The sequence below is a fragment of the Candidatus Eisenbacteria bacterium genome, assembly GCA_018831195.1.
Classification (GTDB): domain Bacteria; phylum Eisenbacteria; class RBG-16-71-46; order CAIMUX01; family JAHJDP01; genus JAHJDP01.
The window spans coordinates 12,330-28,657 of sequence record JAHJDP010000037.1 but is presented as its reverse complement, the minus strand read 5'-3'; the positions used below and the strand labels follow the sequence as shown (position 1 = coordinate 28,657).

The window sequence follows — 16,328 nt, the reverse complement described above, 5'->3', positions numbered from 1 at the left end:
CCTTTAGAGATACCGCTCAAACCAATCCAGGATCTTCTCCAGCCGGATGATCCTCCGATCCGGCCTGCCGCCTCTTGACAACCCGTGCGGCTCCTCGGGAAAACGGATAAACTCTGTTTTCCGCTTAAGAACCTTCAGTGTCGCAAAGAGATTTTCGGCTTGTTCAATGTTGCACCGCATGTCGTTTTCCGAATGGATGATCAGCAGTGGTGTTTTGATATTTTTCGCGTAGGTCAGGGGAGACTGCTTGCGGTAGCCTTCCACATTTTCCCACGGATGACCGCCGAGTTCGTGGTGAAAGGAAAATCCCACATCGGAAGAGCCGAAGAAGGGAATCATATCCACAACAGAACGCTGCGTCACAGCGGCCTTGTACCGGTGTGTTTGTCCGACAGCCCAGTTGGTCATAAACCCGCCGTAGGAGCCGCCGGTGATGCCGATCCGTTTGGGATTCACATACGGCAGGCTTTCCAGATAGTCGGTGCCGGCCATGACATCTTCAAAATCACGGCCGCCCCAGTTATTCTTGATCGCCTCTGAGAAGCCCCGGCCGTAACCAAGGGATCCGCGCGGATTGCTGTAGAAGACGACATAGCCCTTCGCCGCGAGAAGCTGGAGTTCATGGAAGAAGGAATATCCGTACTGCGTCATCGGACCGCCATGGACTTCTACAATAGCGGGATATTTCTTGCGTGGAGAGAACTTCGGGGGCTTGAGGATCCAGGCGTCGACCCTTGTATTTTCCGTCGATTTAATGCGGACATATTGCGGTTTTTGGATATCGATTTCAGCGGCCCAATCCTTGGTGAGGAATGTCAGGCGCTTGCCTTCACCTGAAGCGACATCGAACGCATAGACCTCCGCGGGCATCGTCGCTGATGAAACAACACCTATGGCCGTCCGGCGATTTTCCGACAAGGCAACCGACTGAAGGTGGATCTTGTCCGGCGTGATTTGAACCGGCGTCCCCCCGCGCGAAGAAACTTTGTACAATCCCGATGAACCGAAACCGCAGGAGATGAAATAGATCGACCCGCCCGTCGGGCTCCATTGAGGTTTCATCTCAAAGAAACCGCCGCCCATATCGGAGATGGTGCCGTCATAGGCCGGCTGATCGAATTTCCGGCAGAGACATTTGGCGTCACCCCGGCCGTTCGCAGGAACGACCCAAACCCGCGTGTTCTCAAACCAGGGATCTTTGGGATCGTCATGTCCAAGATAGGCTATCTTCGTGCCGTCGGGAGAGAAACTAGGGTTGGTTGATATGCCGGGCGGCGTCGGGATGAGTCTTGGCTTCCCGCCCTTGGCCGGCATAACAAAGAGATCGATAAGATCCTGCTCCACGTCGGGATCAGGGCGAATATTCGAAACAAAGGCGATACGCTTCCCATCCGGTGAAAAAACCGGATGGTTGGCCCCGCGCTTGCCCTGGGTGAGCTGGGTGCCCTTGCCTGTTTCAATATCGAAGATCCAGATCTGGTTTTCCGTCTTGGGAAGAAAACCCGCGCCGTCGAGCCGATAGAACAGCCGGGTGATATGGCGATGCGTTGGGGCTTCCCGCTTGGGGGGGGGCGCCTCTGGATCGCTCTCGGCGCTCTTATCCTTTTTTTTGCCGTCAGCGCCCTCAAGCGGGTCGTTGGGGCGGAAAGCGCAGAGGATTGTTTTCCCATCCGGCGAAAAGGAGAGGCTGTCAAAAGAACCGTCCTTCTCCACAAGCGTCCGGGCTTCACCACCATCGACAGGGATCAGGTGAATGCCCGGATAATGTCCCCTCATTCCGACAAAAGCAATGGTGGCGCCATCGGGTGAATAGACAGGAGCTCCATCGGATCGCTTTCCAAAGGTAAATTGCCGCATCGTGCCGTCTTCAGTTTTCACGATGTAGAGGTGGGAATTATACCCCTTGCGGTCTTTTCTGGCCGTTCGTACGGGGAAAACGTAAGAAGATCCGTCGGGGGCGATCGATCCCCCATGCACAAATTTGATCGACAGCAGATCTTCGGCGGCGAGCGGGCGCTTTTTCAGCGTCTTTCGTACCGGCTTGGCGGGTTTTCTTTTGATCTGTTTTCTTGCTGGCATCGTTCCCTCGCTCCTCTGATTTTGTCTGAAATAAGCCAAACAACGCGGCCATCGTAGCAGAAAGATACGGATCATGATAGTGTTGAGTTTCATATACGGCAGCGGGCCATCCCGCGAAGCGCGTTGCATGGAACGGCCGGCCGCCGGAATTCCCAATCCTGATCCAGAATTGAGCAATTGAATTAAATGCCATACCTTCTGCTCGCGGTGTGTTGCAGCGCCTCGATCGCGCTGATTTTTAAATATACAGAAAACAAAGGGATGAATCGCTATGCCATTACTTCGGTAAACTACATCGCGGCTTGTGTTGTCATGGCGGGTTTTCTTGCGATCAAGGGCCTTCCGTTGACCCATCCGCTGCATTTGATCGAATCGATCTCGGATATCGGGAGTGCTCTGGCCGGGCCGGGACATAAGCTTTCGCTGAATGGCAGTTTCCTTTGGGCGGTGTTTGTCGGGGGGATCGCCGGGGGGGTCTTCTTCCTTTCTTTTATCTGCCTTCAGATCAGTATCCGGCGGCATGGGGTCGGTCTTGCCGGAGCCTTCGCAAAGCTTGGGATCCTTGTTCCGATGCTGCTGTCGTTGCTTATCTGGAGGGAGCGCCCGCAGCTCCTTCAATGGATGGGAATCGGCCTGGCGGTCTTTTCAATCGTACTGGTCAACTGGCCGTCACGGGCGCAACAAGGCCGTACGATCCGCCCGATTCTGCTCATGCTCTTTGTTCTTGGTGGATTGGCCGAGTTCAGCAATAAGGTCTTTCAGCGATATGCGATTTTGGAACACAAATCCCTCTTTCTATTCTGTGTTTTTTTTGTCGCCTTGTTGTTTAGTTTGGCTGTCGTTCTGCGGCGAAGAATTCCCCTGGCACGGCGGGAGATCCTCATGGGATCGGCGGTTGGTGTGCCGAACCTCTTCTCTTCATTCTTTCTGATTCTGGCCTTGAACGAACTTCCCGCTTCGGTTGTTTTCCCCATTTACGGCGCCGGCAGTATCGTCATTATCAACCTTGTCGGGATGACCTTTTTTAAAGAGCGGCTCAAGCCAAGGGACTTGACAGCGGTCCTAATGACCATCGTTGCGCTTGTTTTGATTAATCTCTAGGTTCCGGATCAGCTTTTTAACAAACGCCGGACCGGCGGCGCCAGCGCAACGGCTCCCGTGCCCACATGGTTCTCATGATTTTTCTCGATCTCCTCCAGCCGGTAACCGTAGTTCACCATGATTCCCGCGGAGCGTTTCAAACCAATTGGGGATGTGTCGCCCAGCCAATTCAATTTCTCGATGACAGCGCCATTTCCAAGATGAAACCGCGCAACGGGATCCAGCGGCCGGCCGCCGCGCTTGGCCTCCGTCAAATAGCGGGCGCAAAGGCGCAGTAATGGCGTTTCCAATGAGGCCGCCAAGGCAAGATCCTGGTTCCAGCCGGGATCGGCGAGGACGGCCTGCAGCGCTATGTCAGGATCTCTCCCGGTGCCGGTTTCAATCGATTTGGATTCGGCCTCGGTCAGCAAACTTCCACCCCCGGAGATTTGCTCGGACAGCCAATGGCAGAAGCCGGGTGCGGGAGAAAGTGTCGCGAATTGTTTAAGTCTCGGAAAATCCCTGAGAAGATCGTCAACAACCCTTTTGATCAAAAAATTCCCGAAGCTGATACCCCGCAGTCCCTTCTGAGTATTATTTATCGAATAAAAAATCGCGGTTCTGGCGCCGCGGGGATTAAATTCGGGCGCCTCCGTATCCAGAAGAACTTGAATACTGCCCGCCATTTGATCGAGCAATGCGACCTCAATGAAAATGAGAGGTTCACCCGGCATATGGGGATGGAAAAAAGCATAACAGCGCCGATCGGACTCCAACCGGTTTCTAAGATCAGTCCAGGATTCGATTTCATGGACAGCCTCATAGGCGATGAGCTTTTCGAGTAAGGAGGCCGGGGAATCCCATGAAATCCGACGAAGCTCGAGGAAGCCGACATCAACCCATGAGGCCAGCAGGCTCTTCAAATCCCAGTCGAGAGGTTGAAATTCCGGATGGCTCTTCAGGTTATCCAGGAGATCGCTTCTGAGATCCACCAGGAATTTTACACCTTCCGGTAAATCGTTAAACTGAGTCAGCAGGCGCACACGTGGAGCGATGAGCGCGTCACGGAGCCGGCATTCCTTCTCGAAGTTGTCCCCGCCCTCGGCGTGCTGATATTCCTGGGCCGCCTTGATCACCGCCTCGCGATGGACGCCAAAATCGGCGGCTAAAATCCCCAAAAAACGCTCCCGGCCCGTGGGATTCAAGTGCAAATAAGCCCGGCCCAACTCCGCCGCCCTCAGGCGGGCCGAGACCTCGCCACCCTTCGCATCGAGACAATCCTGCATCTGCTTCCGGATGTGCGGGATCTCCTCGTTGGGAAGATCGGGATGAATCGTCCGCCCGGTGGGGAAGGGTGTGCGCGCTTTGATATCGCGCCAGAATCCCTTTAGGTTTTGTAGCGAGCGGTTGAGAAGAGATTCAAATGGTATTTCGGACATCTGCTCTCCGTGAATGTTAAAACTGAATCATTCTCAGGCATTCCTGGACGCCCCTTTCCAGCTGGGCATCCCGGTTTTGGAGATTTTCCTCCGGCACATCCGGCACCCGGATATCGGGCTGAACGGCGTTGTTTTCGAGGCTCTCCCCGTTCATCCGGTACCACCCGGTGCCGGGAACCCGGAATCCCGTTCCATCAATGAGCCGGACATCATTGGTGCCGATCACCGCGCCGAACGTCGGCATTCCGACGACCAACCCCAGCCCCAAGGCCTTAAATCCCCAGGGAAAGATCTCGCCGTCGCTGTAGCTGCGCTCGTTCGTGAGAAGGACGATCGGTTTTTCCCAACGCTGGAGCGCATCATAGGTGATGTTGCGATCTCCGCGGCCTTTTGAATAGCAGTAGGCGCGGCGGCTGAGGAAGGTCAGAACACGATCATGGATGCTGCCGCCATTGTTAAACCGAACATCGAGGATCAGCCCCTCTTTTCCCAGCGCCCGGCTGAAAATGTCCTCCAGGAATCGGTCCCAATTATCATCCCCCATAGCACTCATGTGGAGGTAACCGATTTTTCCCTCCGAGAGCTGATCAACCATCTGACGGTTGGAATCCATCCACTGACTATAGCTGAGTGTCCAATACCGGCCGGCATCGAGGGGTTCGACAGTCATCGTTTTCTTCTTCCCGCCCTTTCCCATGGGTGAGATGGCCAAATCGACTTCCTTGCCGGCCATATGATTCAGGAGGGGATAATAATTCTGGCCGGGTTCGATCTCCCGGCCATTGATTGATAAGATGATGTCTTCCGGATGAACCCGCCGGCCCTCGCGATCAAGGGGACCCCGCTTCAGGACGGCCGCGACCTTGATACCGGGGCCGTCATAGCTGTCATCAGGTGTAAAGCCGAGCAGCCCGGTCTCATCACCGCCGCTGTCGCGGGGACCGTAGATGCCGAGGTGGCTGGCGTTCAACTCCCCGATCATTTCACGAACGACATCATTGAAATCCTCGCGCATCAAGGCTTCAGCGGCGAGTGGGAGATACTTTTCCCTCATCGCCGGCCAAACAACGCCGTGGAAATTGGGATCATAGAAGCCGTCGTTCAGCAGCCGCCAGGCCTCACTGAACTTCTGGAGGCGCCGTGCGCGCGCATCGACGGTGAGATCCACAGAAAATGTATAAGTTGATTCCTCCGCCCCTTCTTTATTCTCGATCTCTCTAATTTGCCCGCGGCTCAAATAGCGTACTTTGTCGCTTGCTTCATTCCATGTCATTTTGTCCGGATCGGATCTGTTATGCGTCAGCCGGCGCAGATTGTCTCCATCCCAATCAACCGTCCATAGCTCCATCCCTTCCACGGCATCCGTCTTGAGGGCGTAATGTTTGCCATCGGGGCTTTGATCGTAATCCCAATAATAACCGCGGACCGTTGTAACCGTTCGGATGCGATCCGGAAAATCACTCCAGTCGATTTTCACTTCAGGAATCTTTTTGTCTTTTTCTTTGTTCTTGTCTTCATCGTCATCGGATGCGCCGCCATCCTTGCGATCCTTCTTTAGGGACTCCTCTTGCTCTTCCTCGCGCTCCCTTTCGGCGCTGCTCTTGTCGGCTTCTTCCGTCGTCAGCCACAGATAGCGGATACTATAGAAACCATCATCGGTCCGGCTGGCCCAGCTCAGACGTTTCCCATCGCCCGTCCAAAGGGGATGAAAATCATCATTGGGATGGTTTGATACATTATGTGTTTCCAAAGTTTCAAGGCTGACGATATTGATATCCTCAGCGTGGCCGAGCGTTGTATAACTATAGGCTACATAACGCGAATCAGGGGACCAGCTGCTGTGAAGCACCTGCGGCTCGTCGACCAGAAGCTTCTGATGCCTTCCCTCGCCGTCCATGGTCCAAAGAAACCCCGTGCCGCGGCGGTAGAGTATCGTTTTCGAGTCGGGGCTGACCTGAGGCGCCCGCTCTGTTTCCGGTGAATCCGTCAGACGGATTTCTTCGCGATACCGGCTCTTTCCCAGCCGCTTTTCCTCTTTATCGGTGCTGCGCAATAAGAACAGATCATCATCGCCGAAACGATCGCTGGTGAAGATGAGGGTGTTTTCATCCAGCCAAGCGAGATCCTTCTCCCTGGCGTCGGTCTCTGTCAGCCGGATCGGCTCCCGCAGCTCATTTTCATTTATTAGAGCCGCATAGATTTCCCCCTCGGCGACAAAGGCAATTTGTTTCTCACCCGGAGCAAAGGCGAATTCAGAAGCTCCGGAAGTGAGGATCCGGCGTTCCACCGGGTTTTCCTTCAGATCCCCGGGGCAATCGATGGGGACCTCCAGGGGTTCCCCGCCGGCCGTAGAGACTCTGTACAATCCGCCGTTGCATTCAAAGACGGCCCAGTGGCCGTCTTGACTGAGATTAAGATACTGAATCCCATCTTCGGTGATGTGGGTGATCTGGACCGGCTCTCCGGACGGCGATATATTTTCCCCGTCTACGGCCAGATCCAGACGATATAAATTCATCACGCCGTCTTCCCGCTCGCTCTGAAAATAAAGGGTCCGGCCGCCGGCGGCCCACTTCGGTTGATCGTCATCCCCATCCCAGGAAGTGATCTGAAAGCTTTCGCCGCCGCCCATGGGACGGATCCAGATATCCCGATTCGCTGAACCCCGGTAGTGTTTCCGCCACCAATTTGTATAACCACGGACATAGGCGAGCCAGCGGCCATCGGGACTCACGGATGAGTTGAAGGCAAGATCACCCGTGATTCTAAGCGGCCTGCCACCGGTTCGTGAAACAGCGTAGATGAGATTCTGCCGCGACTCCCTGCGGCTGCCGAAATAGACGGTGCCCCCATCCGGACTCCAGCCGTAAATCTGATCCTCGTCACTGTGGAAGGTCAGTCGCTCCGGCGATCCCCCTTGGGTCCCGACAACAAAGATGTCGGTATTTCCGTAGCGGTCGCTTGAGAAGGCGATTTCCTTGCCGTCGGGGGACCAATAGGGATAGGCATCATGAGCGACATGAGCGGTCACGCGGAGGGCCGCGCCTCCCTCCGCGGGGACGATCCAGATATCGCCTCTCCAATCGAAGGCCATCAGGCTGCCGTCCGGATTGAGTGAGGGGTGCCGGGGGAGAACCGGCTTGATTGCGGCAGCCGGAGTGAATACGGCGAGGAGCAGGAGCAGCGCCATGGCGAAAACGGAATAACGTTTCATAAGTCGCTTCCTAGTTTGAATCCACAGGCCTTCAGACTTTCAAGGATCTCGCTTTGCAGGGGAAACCATTGAAACTTCCGCGAGATATGTTCCGTCCAGGAATAGTCGTCGAAAGTGGAAGTCTCCTCTTTGCCCTCCTCCATCTTGATCATAAGACGGCCCTCTTTATAGTAGTCTTGTGCAAGGTAGCCCTCATCCATGACTCGCATGGCTTCCGTTACCTGTTCATCCGTGAATGAGGGATATTCATTCTCAAAGAGTGAAAAGGAGAGGGGGTATCTCGGACGAACCGGTTTGTTTTCCGCCGGATATCCCATGACAAGCATGACCATTGGAAAGACCTTGGGCGGAAGTTTGTATTGTTCGACGATTTTGCCGGCGATCATGGGTGCGGAGCCGATATAGCAGCTGCCCAAGCCCAGGGCCTCGCCGGCGATCACCATATTCTGAGCCATATAGGCCGCATCCTGCAGGGCAAAGAGCAGCATCGTGAGATCATTCATGAGGAGCCGTCTGCCGCGTTTCTTTGCGATCAAGCGCATCCGATGCGCATCGGCGCATATGATAAAATTCAGTGGGGCGCCCCAGGGGATACCCTCGCCTCGCTCCAAGATAGCGCTGCACAATTGCATGGCGAAGGGCGCCTGCTGTCCCGCCCGGAAGATCGTTTCAATCACCTCCTGCGACGGCGCCTCTTCCTTGAATGAGCGCACCGACTTGCGGTTCATGAGAATGTCGATCATAGGATTCTTTTCCATAGCGCCGATCCTCCAATGAATGGAAATGATATCCTTTATCCTTGGAGCTTTTAGTGTGAAGGTCAATCTTTTGTTTGCGGTGTAAAGCCTATGGCTGGAAGAGTATCCGCGGGGTTGAAGTCACCTTGGTAGAGACGTATTTTGTTCCATCGACGGCCGCCGTCAAACCGGGGTATCCAGAGCGCTATCCTTATACACCAGCGAGTATAGGCGGCATGGACCTCGGAGGCCGGTTTGACAACGGCGCGCCTGACTTAAGGGTCTCGAACAATCCAGCGAATGAAGGGGTGGGCATCGCCGGAATGCCGAGACCCATAAGGGGTTACATTTTAAGGAGATGGGCCGACTGACGGGGGGTGGCCGCCAGGTCGGCCCACTGGCAGAATCATGGTGTATCAGCACCTTTCTCATGGGGTATGAGAAGGTAACCATGGTATTATATAAGACGTAAAAAATGACAAATGGGTTCAAAGAAAATTGATGAAGTGAGATTTTTTTTTTAAAGTTCGGCAATCTCACTCGGTATTCTCTTCGCGATTACACCTCAAACTCATGAATTTTCAATTTGGCCAGATCGATTTCGCCGACACCCAGCTCATGAGCGATCCGGATATGATCAATCCGGTCCGGCTCGCGGAAAAAGGCCTGGGTCGTGAAGGCGTCGACCGCCACAGGGTCCACGCCTGCAATCACCTGCCGTCCCAGATGAACCTCTCCTGGACCGCTCGGGCCATTGGTCATCAACACATGGTTGGCATCCATGATGATGAGATCCTGCCGTATAAGGCTGGTGAGTTCTGCGATGCAGCGGTGGAGATCGGTCTGGTGAAAGAAAACCCGATCCCAATTGATCCCCATGAGGTTCTTCATCGACAGGGTGACCTCTGTCGCGGCATGATGTTTGGCGATCGGCATATTGATAAAGAGATCGGCATCGAGGACATCCGCGGCGACCTGTTCGGTGCGGAGGATCTTGCCGCGTGGAACAACGATCTCGCGGTACTCTTCTTGTCGCATCAAGGATTTCAGGATGCCTCCGCCGCGTTCCACCGCCGCGGCCGTACCGTTGGCTTCCATACTTCCGAGATCATCATGGCTCACGACGAGCACCTCGGAGGCGCCGGCCGCGAGGCAGCCCTTGATGACCGCTTCAATCATGTCCGGGTGCGTATTTGTCGCCAGGTCCGGTTGATTGCGGCCGATCGGATTCGGTTTGATGACAACCCGGTTTCCCGCGCTCACGAATTTTGGAAACCCGCCGATGGCCTCCACCGCGGCCAGGCAGTTTTTGACGGGAGAATCTCCCTTGGCGACCGCCAGATCGATGCCCGCGCGCGTTGTATGACAACCGGCGCCGCATCCGACCCCGAGACCGATCCCGGATGATATCAAGGCCGTCTGGGCTCCAAGGGCGGCCGAGCGTTTGAGGAATTCTCTTCTGGAAATGTGATCGAAACTCTTCATGTCGCCTCCAGGTGAAGGTTTCCGCGGTGGCTTTTCAGTCGGCAGCTTGCGCCGCCCGCAGCTCGCGCAAGGCGGTGTGAGCCCTTTCAGCTCGCGGGTCGGCCGGAGCCAGTTCCAGAAATTTCTGATAAGCCGCTACAGCTTGTTCAGGTTTGCTCCCTTGCTGATAGATTGTTCCCAGCATGAAATAGGCATTGAAGAAGGTGGAATCAATCCGGACGGCGGTTTCATACTCCTGTTCGGCCTCTTCCACCCGGCCTGCCGCCAGGAGTCCCTCGCCATAGCTGTCATGGGCATTGGCGTCATCCGGCCCCGCCTTGACATATTTAACAAAATACTCGAGAGCCGTTTCGACATCGCCCAGGCCGAGATATGTATAACCAACCTGATTTAGGACGCCGGTATTCGTGGGATTCTGTGTGAAGTAAACGCCAAAGGCCGTCTGCGCCGCTTCAGGCTGGCCGGTATTGAGGTAGGCCAAACCCAGACTCAACGCGATATCGGCATTATCGGGATCCATCGCGCGGGCCTTTTCGAGCGCATCCACTCCTTTCGCGAGGGATTGGCTCCGCAGATATTGCTCGCCCAACTGCTGGAGCGCCGCACCATCATCCGGCGATTCGCGCACCTGTCGCTCCAAACCGGCGGTCTGTTGGAAGAGCAGCAACTGCCGCTGGGCGTTCGGAAAGGCCCGGCGGTCGGGGATACGGTTGAGGAACGATTCCAGCCGCCCGGCGCCCTCCGTGTAGTCTCCCGCGATGACCGTCTCCGCGACGATTTTCCGGTATTCAGCACAGAGCTTGAGCTTCTCGTTTGGACTTCGGGTGATGATATCGTCACAGCGCGGTATGGCCGCCGCAAAATCCCGCGTTTGAAAATCCTGGGTTGTTTGGGTGTAGGTGAGATAGTGCTCCCATTCGAAATCGAGGTACTGATCGATACATTCCCTTTTGCCTATCGCCTGTGCGTATTCGGCGGAGAATGGATAATCTTCAATAAGCTCGGCATATTTCCGCGCCGCTTTTTCTCCCTGCGCATTCGATTCATACGAATCGGCGAGACGGTAAAGGGTCGTCGCGGCGGCGGGGGGCGGCATCGAGGATTTTAAGACGGTCTCATAAGTTTCAATCACCCGGCTCCGGTCCCCAAGTTCGTAGTAGCAATCGGCGGCGGCCAACGAGACCTCGTTGACCCAATTTGGAGGAGGGCGGTTGTCCCCCTCACCACATAATTTGAGGGCTTCTCCATAAGCCTCGCCGGCGCCCTCCCAATTTTCCTCCACCTCGAGGCACTCGGCCTTGCGCCGCGCCGCCTCGGCGGCCCAAGAGCTCTTCGGATATTCTTTCAATACCCGGTCATACGCCTCGACCGCCGCCGTATGATTTTCGAGAGCGAGGAAGGAGATATTTCCGATCGCCATGGCCGCCGTCGGCGCCAAGGCGTCTTGGGGATGTGCCTTCAAAAAGGAGGCATATTCGCCTATGGCCGCCTCGTAATTTCCGGCCTTTTCAAACGCAGTGGCCCGACCGAATCGGTCTTGGGCTCCGGCCGCCCCTAGGGCGAGGCAAAGCAGGATCATAAGGATGGCCGTCATGGGCACGTTTTTATTCAGGATCATGGATTTTTCTCCCCGGTGGGTGGCTCTTGATGGAATACGGATCCGCCCGGAATCTGTTTCCCTCGCTGGACCCCGAGCCGTGTGATAGCATTTGCGGGTACCCCTATTTCGAATCAAGGAGGAAAGATGCCAACTTCAGTGGAGTCGCTCGAACCGAAAGCCGTTTGGAAATATTTCGCCCGGATCTGCCAAATCCCGCATGGATCGGGGAATGAAAAAGCCTTGGGAGAGGCGATCAGATCCTGGGTCCTTGATAAGGGATACGAATGCGAGATCGATGCGATCGGGAATATCCTGGCCCGCATTCCAGGCTCCAAAGGCCTTGAAACAGCGCCCACCGTCGTTTTGCAGGGCCATATTGATATGGTCTGCGAGAAGAACTCCGACAAGGAGTTCGATTTCAAAAAGGATCCGATCACCCTGGTCCGCGATGGGGATTGGATCACGGCGGATGGCACAACATTGGGCGCCGACAACGGGATCGGGGTCGCGACCGCCCTGGCCTTTCTCGATCACCCCAACGCTGTTCACGGGCCGCTCGAGCTGCTGATGACGGTCGACGAGGAAACCGGATTAACCGGCGCCCGAAACCTGGATTCCAATTTTGTTAAAGGACGGATGTTGTTCAATCTCGACTCGGAGGAGGATGGGATCTTTTATATCGGATGCGCCGGCGGCCGGGACGCCTCCATAACGCTGCCGCTCAAATCAGGATCCACACCCGCCGGGCAAGCTTATCGGTTGGATCTCAAGGGGCTGCGGGGCGGTCATTCCGGGATGGATATCATACACAATCGCGGGAACGCCATCCGTCTTCTGGCCCGCACGATCCGTACTCTCACGAGGATGACGGATCTCTCTCTGGCGGCGCTTCACGGCGGTGACAAGCACAACGCCATCCCGAGGGAGGCGATGGCCGTGGTTGTTTTGCCGGTTGGGCAGGAGGAGACGCTGCGGAATGTTATACAAGAACAGCTGGATGGATTCCGGGATGAATTCGCCTCGGGTGATCCGGATCTGTCATTGACGGTGTCGCAAGACAAGGCGCCGGCCGGCGTTCTGACCGCCGGATCGAGAGACGCCGTTCTACGGTTGATCCTCGGTCTGCCCTACGGCGTCCTGGCGATGAACAGAGATATCCCCGGCAAGGTGGAGACGTCGAGTAACCTCGCCCGGGTCCGCCTCGAGCAGGATTCCCTCACCATTCTGACGGCGTCCCGTTCCTCCATCGCGTCGGCGATCGACGGTGTCATGGATCAAATTGAGTCGGTGGCGCTGGCCAACGGCGCGACCGTCGATATGGATGAGGGCTATCCGGGATGGAAGCCGGATCTGAATTCCAGGATGCTGGCCCGGGCGAAGGAGGTTTGGCGCCGGGTTCACCATGGGGATGCGGCCTTCGAGGTGGTTCATGCCGGATTGGAGTGCGGCATCATCGGTGAGAGATATCCGGGGATGGATATGATCTCGCTGGGACCGACGATCGAAAATCCGCATTCACCCGACGAACGGCTGCATATCGGATCGGTTCAACGTTTCTTTGATTTCGTCGGTGAATATATCCGAGCTCTTGCTACGGAATAAGAGACGGTATCTATCAGCAAATCAATGGGGCCGGTGAGATCAACACCGGCCCCATCCGCATCAACGCGGAATGCTTCGCTGAAATTATTCGTTAATGTATAACAACGAGATTCCGCACCAGGCTCTGGTTGCCCGCTTCCAGGCGGTAGAAATAGACACCGGGCGCCACGGTTTTCCCGCTGGATCCCGCACCGTCCCATGGAATATTGTGGATTCCCGCATGCCGCCGCCCGTTCACCAGGGAACGGATATGCCGGCCGTCGACGCCGTAGAGATCGAGTTTAACACGGCCGGCGGTGGGAAGGGCGAACGCGATCGACGTGTTGCCGCTGGCCGGGCTGGGCCGGGCGGGATAGAGGCGCAGCGCGAGGGGCGCGATCGCATCCCCGACATCGACGGATGCGGTTGCGCCGGTAATCTCGAAATCATCGACCGCCGCCTCCACCAGCGATCCGTTGATTTCATCACTGGCAATGAACCGGAATTGCACATTGTCGGAGAGGGTGATGTATCCATCCAACAAGAAAGATTGCTGCTGCCAGGAATTGGCCGATTGCATCGTGCGCTCGAGATCGACCCAGTTGGTTCCGCCGTTGCTGGAAACCTGCACAACCCACTCATCCTCATCCGGGGCGTTGCCAAGATCATTTGTATACCAGCGCCAGTAGGTGACGCGCGCCGCCTGCATGCCGAGAAGATTGAAGAGGGGCGATGTCAGCGTCGTCTTGCCGCCATCGACGTCATTCCCGCCCGCGGTGCCGCCCACCGGACCCTGCCCGGTGACGAAGCAGTCGGTTCCCGGGGCCGCGGTGTGGTCATCCTCAGGCTGGCACGGGCTGGTATCCTGCAAGGTGCCGTTGGGATCGACACGGATCCAAACGCCTGATGTGGCGTCATCGCCCGCGGCGGCGGTGCTCCAGGGGCCGTCGGCTTCCAGTTCGTCGTAGGTGGCCGCGCCGACTTTAACTTTAAAGCCCGAATCGGCCTGGTACCCGGCGCCTGATGTGATCGCGAGATCCAATGGCAGGATTTCCCCCGCCGGCGCGCCCGCGGCGACGCCGATCCGGAAGGAAGAGGTCAACTCTCGCTCCTCTCCGATGGGGATCTCGCTCACACCCGCGGTGCCTTCAATAATGTTGACATAACCACTCGGGCTTGAGATGTCGACGGAGACTCCCGCCGCGCTTCTTCCGCCGCGATTGGCGATGGTGACGAAGATTTCAGAGGCCTCTCCCGGGTCGATGACGCCGTTTCCATTTCCTCTGGGCGCGTCATCCAGGGTGTAGAAGTAAAACGAGAGATCGGGGGCGCTGACGGTATATTGGAAGGCCAGCTCCCGATTCCCGGAATCATCCGTCATGGTTAATGTGAAAGGAAGGGTCTCGCCATCGACGGCGGATGAGGAAACCTCGATGAGAAAGGCGGTGAGGTTGGTTCCCTGCCCGCTGGCCGGAATATTATTCCATGCAGCCGAGGAGGTGAGGATAGTAACGCTTCCGCCGGCCGAACTCAGCTCGCCGGAGACATTTTGCGCTATATCGGTTCCGACATTTCTCACATTGACCCAAACCTCGATCGTCTCTCCCGGATTCGGGATGCCGTCGCCGTCGCCATTGGAGGGCGCGATGCCGTCATCATCCAGCGTCGACTCGTTGAGGACGAGGTAGGGACCATTGGGGTTCAATGGGATGGCGGTCATGGCGACCGCGGACATGACGGCTTGGGCGCAATAGGTCGGATAGTCCTGAGGATAGCGGTAGATCATATCGTTGCAGGTATGGTACCAGGGGCAGAAATCAGGCCCCCAGGCTTCTTCCTCAATCGCCAGAATCGCCTGGTAACCATGATTCCAGAAGGGCGAATGATCACTCGATCCCATGCTCTCGTTGACGATCACCGGTTCGATCAGACCCGGTGTATAAGTATTGGCGGCCTCTGCCAGCGTCGCCGCGACGGAGGTTGAAGCGGGATTGGTGTAAATGATGAGATCGGGCGGCGCCGGATCGGTGCCGGCGTAGGCGATCATATCCATATTGTAACAACAGATCACATCCTCGCCGGCGGCGGCAATATCGGCGACATAGGCGGAAGAGCCGTAGAGCCCCTGTTCTTCCCCGTTGAAGCAAACAAACTTAATCGTGTACTCAAAGAGGTACTGGCTCATGATGCGCGCCGCTTCAATGACCCCGGCCGAACCGCTTCCGTTATCATCACCGCCGGGAGCGCAGACATAGGGATCAGAAGATGTCGCATCAAAGTGGGCCGTAATATAAACAACCTTTGACGGATCGACTTGGCCTGGAATCGTGGCGACGACATTGCGCCTTTGCCCGCTCTGCTCGAAGTAATGGAATTCCGCATCGATCCCAAAGGAGAGGAACTGGTTCAGTATCCATTGCGACGCCTGCAGATTCTGCGGAGCAAGGGTGTAGCGCGTCACGAAGTCCTCGAGGGGCTGCCATGTGGACATATAGCTCGCAATGGTCAGGCCGGAGACCATCTGCTGGATGAGTGGATCGGCCTCCCGGTCTTGCAGCCGCGGCGCCGCCGCTTCCGCCGGCCAGGTGATGGGAATTCTGGCGAGGCGCACCGGCTGCTTCAATCCGTTTGAAGTAGCATCAGCCGCGCCGGTGAGTTGCGGCGTCGCGCCGTCGGTGGCCAGCAGAACCTCATGCCCGCTGCGAAAAAGAATGCGCGCCGGTGCTTCAAACGCGGCCCGTGACGCATCCTCGATGAGATAAACAAAGAGCGCCTCTTCCGCGCCGGCCGAGATCCGTACCGCCCCGCGGTTCTCCAATTCCGCCGCCTGTTCGGTTCCGGCGCCGAGAAGCCGTCCGCTGAGTCCGTTGTAGTAGAGGTTTGTGGTGCTCTGAGCCGTGCTGATATCTATTGAAGCTGGCGCCCAGAGTAAGGTCTCCTCCGCTCCTGCCCCGGCTCCACTCAGTAGAAAAATGGAGCCCAGCAGCAGCGAGAGAAGAAGATGATTTCCATTGCGACGCTGCGACATCATGATTCCCCCTCGATTTGATCTTTCCTCCCTAGAATTTTTCGCAATCCTACATGCTAATAGGATACACCTCATGCGGCGTATC

At 56.4% G+C, this 16,328-nt stretch carries 10 protein-coding genes; 3 read left to right on the top strand and 7 right to left on the bottom strand.

What is annotated here, in order from left to right; all coding sequences use genetic code 11:
• Window positions 1-3 precede the first annotated feature (3 nt).
• Window positions 4-2,079, bottom strand: a complete 2,076-nt coding sequence (locus KJ970_07640) for a S9 family peptidase (GenBank protein MBU2690787.1) — start codon at window positions 2,077-2,079, stop codon at window positions 4-6.
• Between the two features lie 186 nt (window positions 2,080-2,265).
• Between KJ970_07640 and KJ970_07635 the strand changes: the two genes are divergently transcribed.
• Window positions 2,266-3,180, top strand: a complete 915-nt coding sequence (locus KJ970_07635; GenBank protein ID MBU2690786.1) for a DMT family transporter — start codon at window positions 2,266-2,268, stop codon at window positions 3,178-3,180.
• Window positions 3,181-3,188: 8 nt separating this feature from the next.
• Here the strand turns inward: KJ970_07635 and KJ970_07630 are convergent, their stop codons facing one another.
• The 3 genes from KJ970_07630 to KJ970_07620 are packed head-to-tail and all read right to left on the bottom strand — an operon-like array spanning window position 3,189 to window position 8,570.
• Window positions 3,189-4,598: a malonyl-CoA decarboxylase gene (locus KJ970_07630; protein MBU2690785.1), complete on the bottom strand. Its 1,410-nt coding sequence runs from the start codon at window positions 4,596-4,598 to the stop codon at window positions 3,189-3,191.
• A 16-nt stretch (window positions 4,599-4,614) separates the two neighbouring features.
• Entirely contained in the window at window positions 4,615-7,812 is a 3,198-nt protein-coding gene (locus KJ970_07625; protein MBU2690784.1) for a PDZ domain-containing protein, read from the bottom strand.
• Window positions 7,809-8,570 (bottom strand): nitroreductase family protein, encoded by a 762-nt coding sequence (locus KJ970_07620; protein MBU2690783.1) that lies wholly within the window; start codon window positions 8,568-8,570, stop codon window positions 7,809-7,811. Before KJ970_07620 ends, KJ970_07625 begins: the two co-directional genes overlap by 4 nt.
• Window positions 8,571-8,644: 74 nt before the next feature.
• Between KJ970_07620 and KJ970_07615 the strand changes: the two genes are divergently transcribed.
• Window positions 8,645-8,920: a hypothetical protein gene (locus KJ970_07615; GenBank protein ID MBU2690782.1), complete on the top strand. Its 276-nt coding sequence runs from the start codon at window positions 8,645-8,647 to the stop codon at window positions 8,918-8,920.
• A gap of 187 nt (window positions 8,921-9,107) precedes the next feature.
• On the opposite strand, the gene KJ970_07610 is transcribed toward KJ970_07615, so the two are convergent.
• Together KJ970_07610 and KJ970_07605 are read right to left on the bottom strand one after the other, a co-directional pair.
• Window positions 9,108-10,034, bottom strand: a complete 927-nt coding sequence (locus tag KJ970_07610) for a DUF362 domain-containing protein (protein MBU2690781.1) — start codon at window positions 10,032-10,034, stop codon at window positions 9,108-9,110.
• Between the two features lie 34 nt (window positions 10,035-10,068).
• A complete protein-coding gene (locus KJ970_07605) occupies window positions 10,069-11,628 on the bottom strand; it encodes a tetratricopeptide repeat protein (GenBank protein MBU2690780.1) in 1,560 nt (519 codons plus the stop codon).
• Window positions 11,629-11,778: 150 nt separating this feature from the next.
• Between KJ970_07605 and KJ970_07600 the strand changes: the two genes are divergently transcribed.
• Complete coding sequence (locus tag KJ970_07600; GenBank protein MBU2690779.1) at window positions 11,779-13,236, top strand: aminoacyl-histidine dipeptidase; 1,458 nt, start codon at window positions 11,779-11,781, stop codon at window positions 13,234-13,236.
• 91 nt (window positions 13,237-13,327) lie between these two features.
• Here KJ970_07600 and KJ970_07595 read toward each other — a convergent pair whose 3' ends face one another.
• Window positions 13,328-16,246, bottom strand: coding sequence for a M28 family peptidase (locus KJ970_07595; protein MBU2690778.1), 2,919 nt, complete (start codon window positions 16,244-16,246; stop codon window positions 13,328-13,330).
• Between the last annotated feature and the right edge of the window lie 82 nt (window positions 16,247-16,328).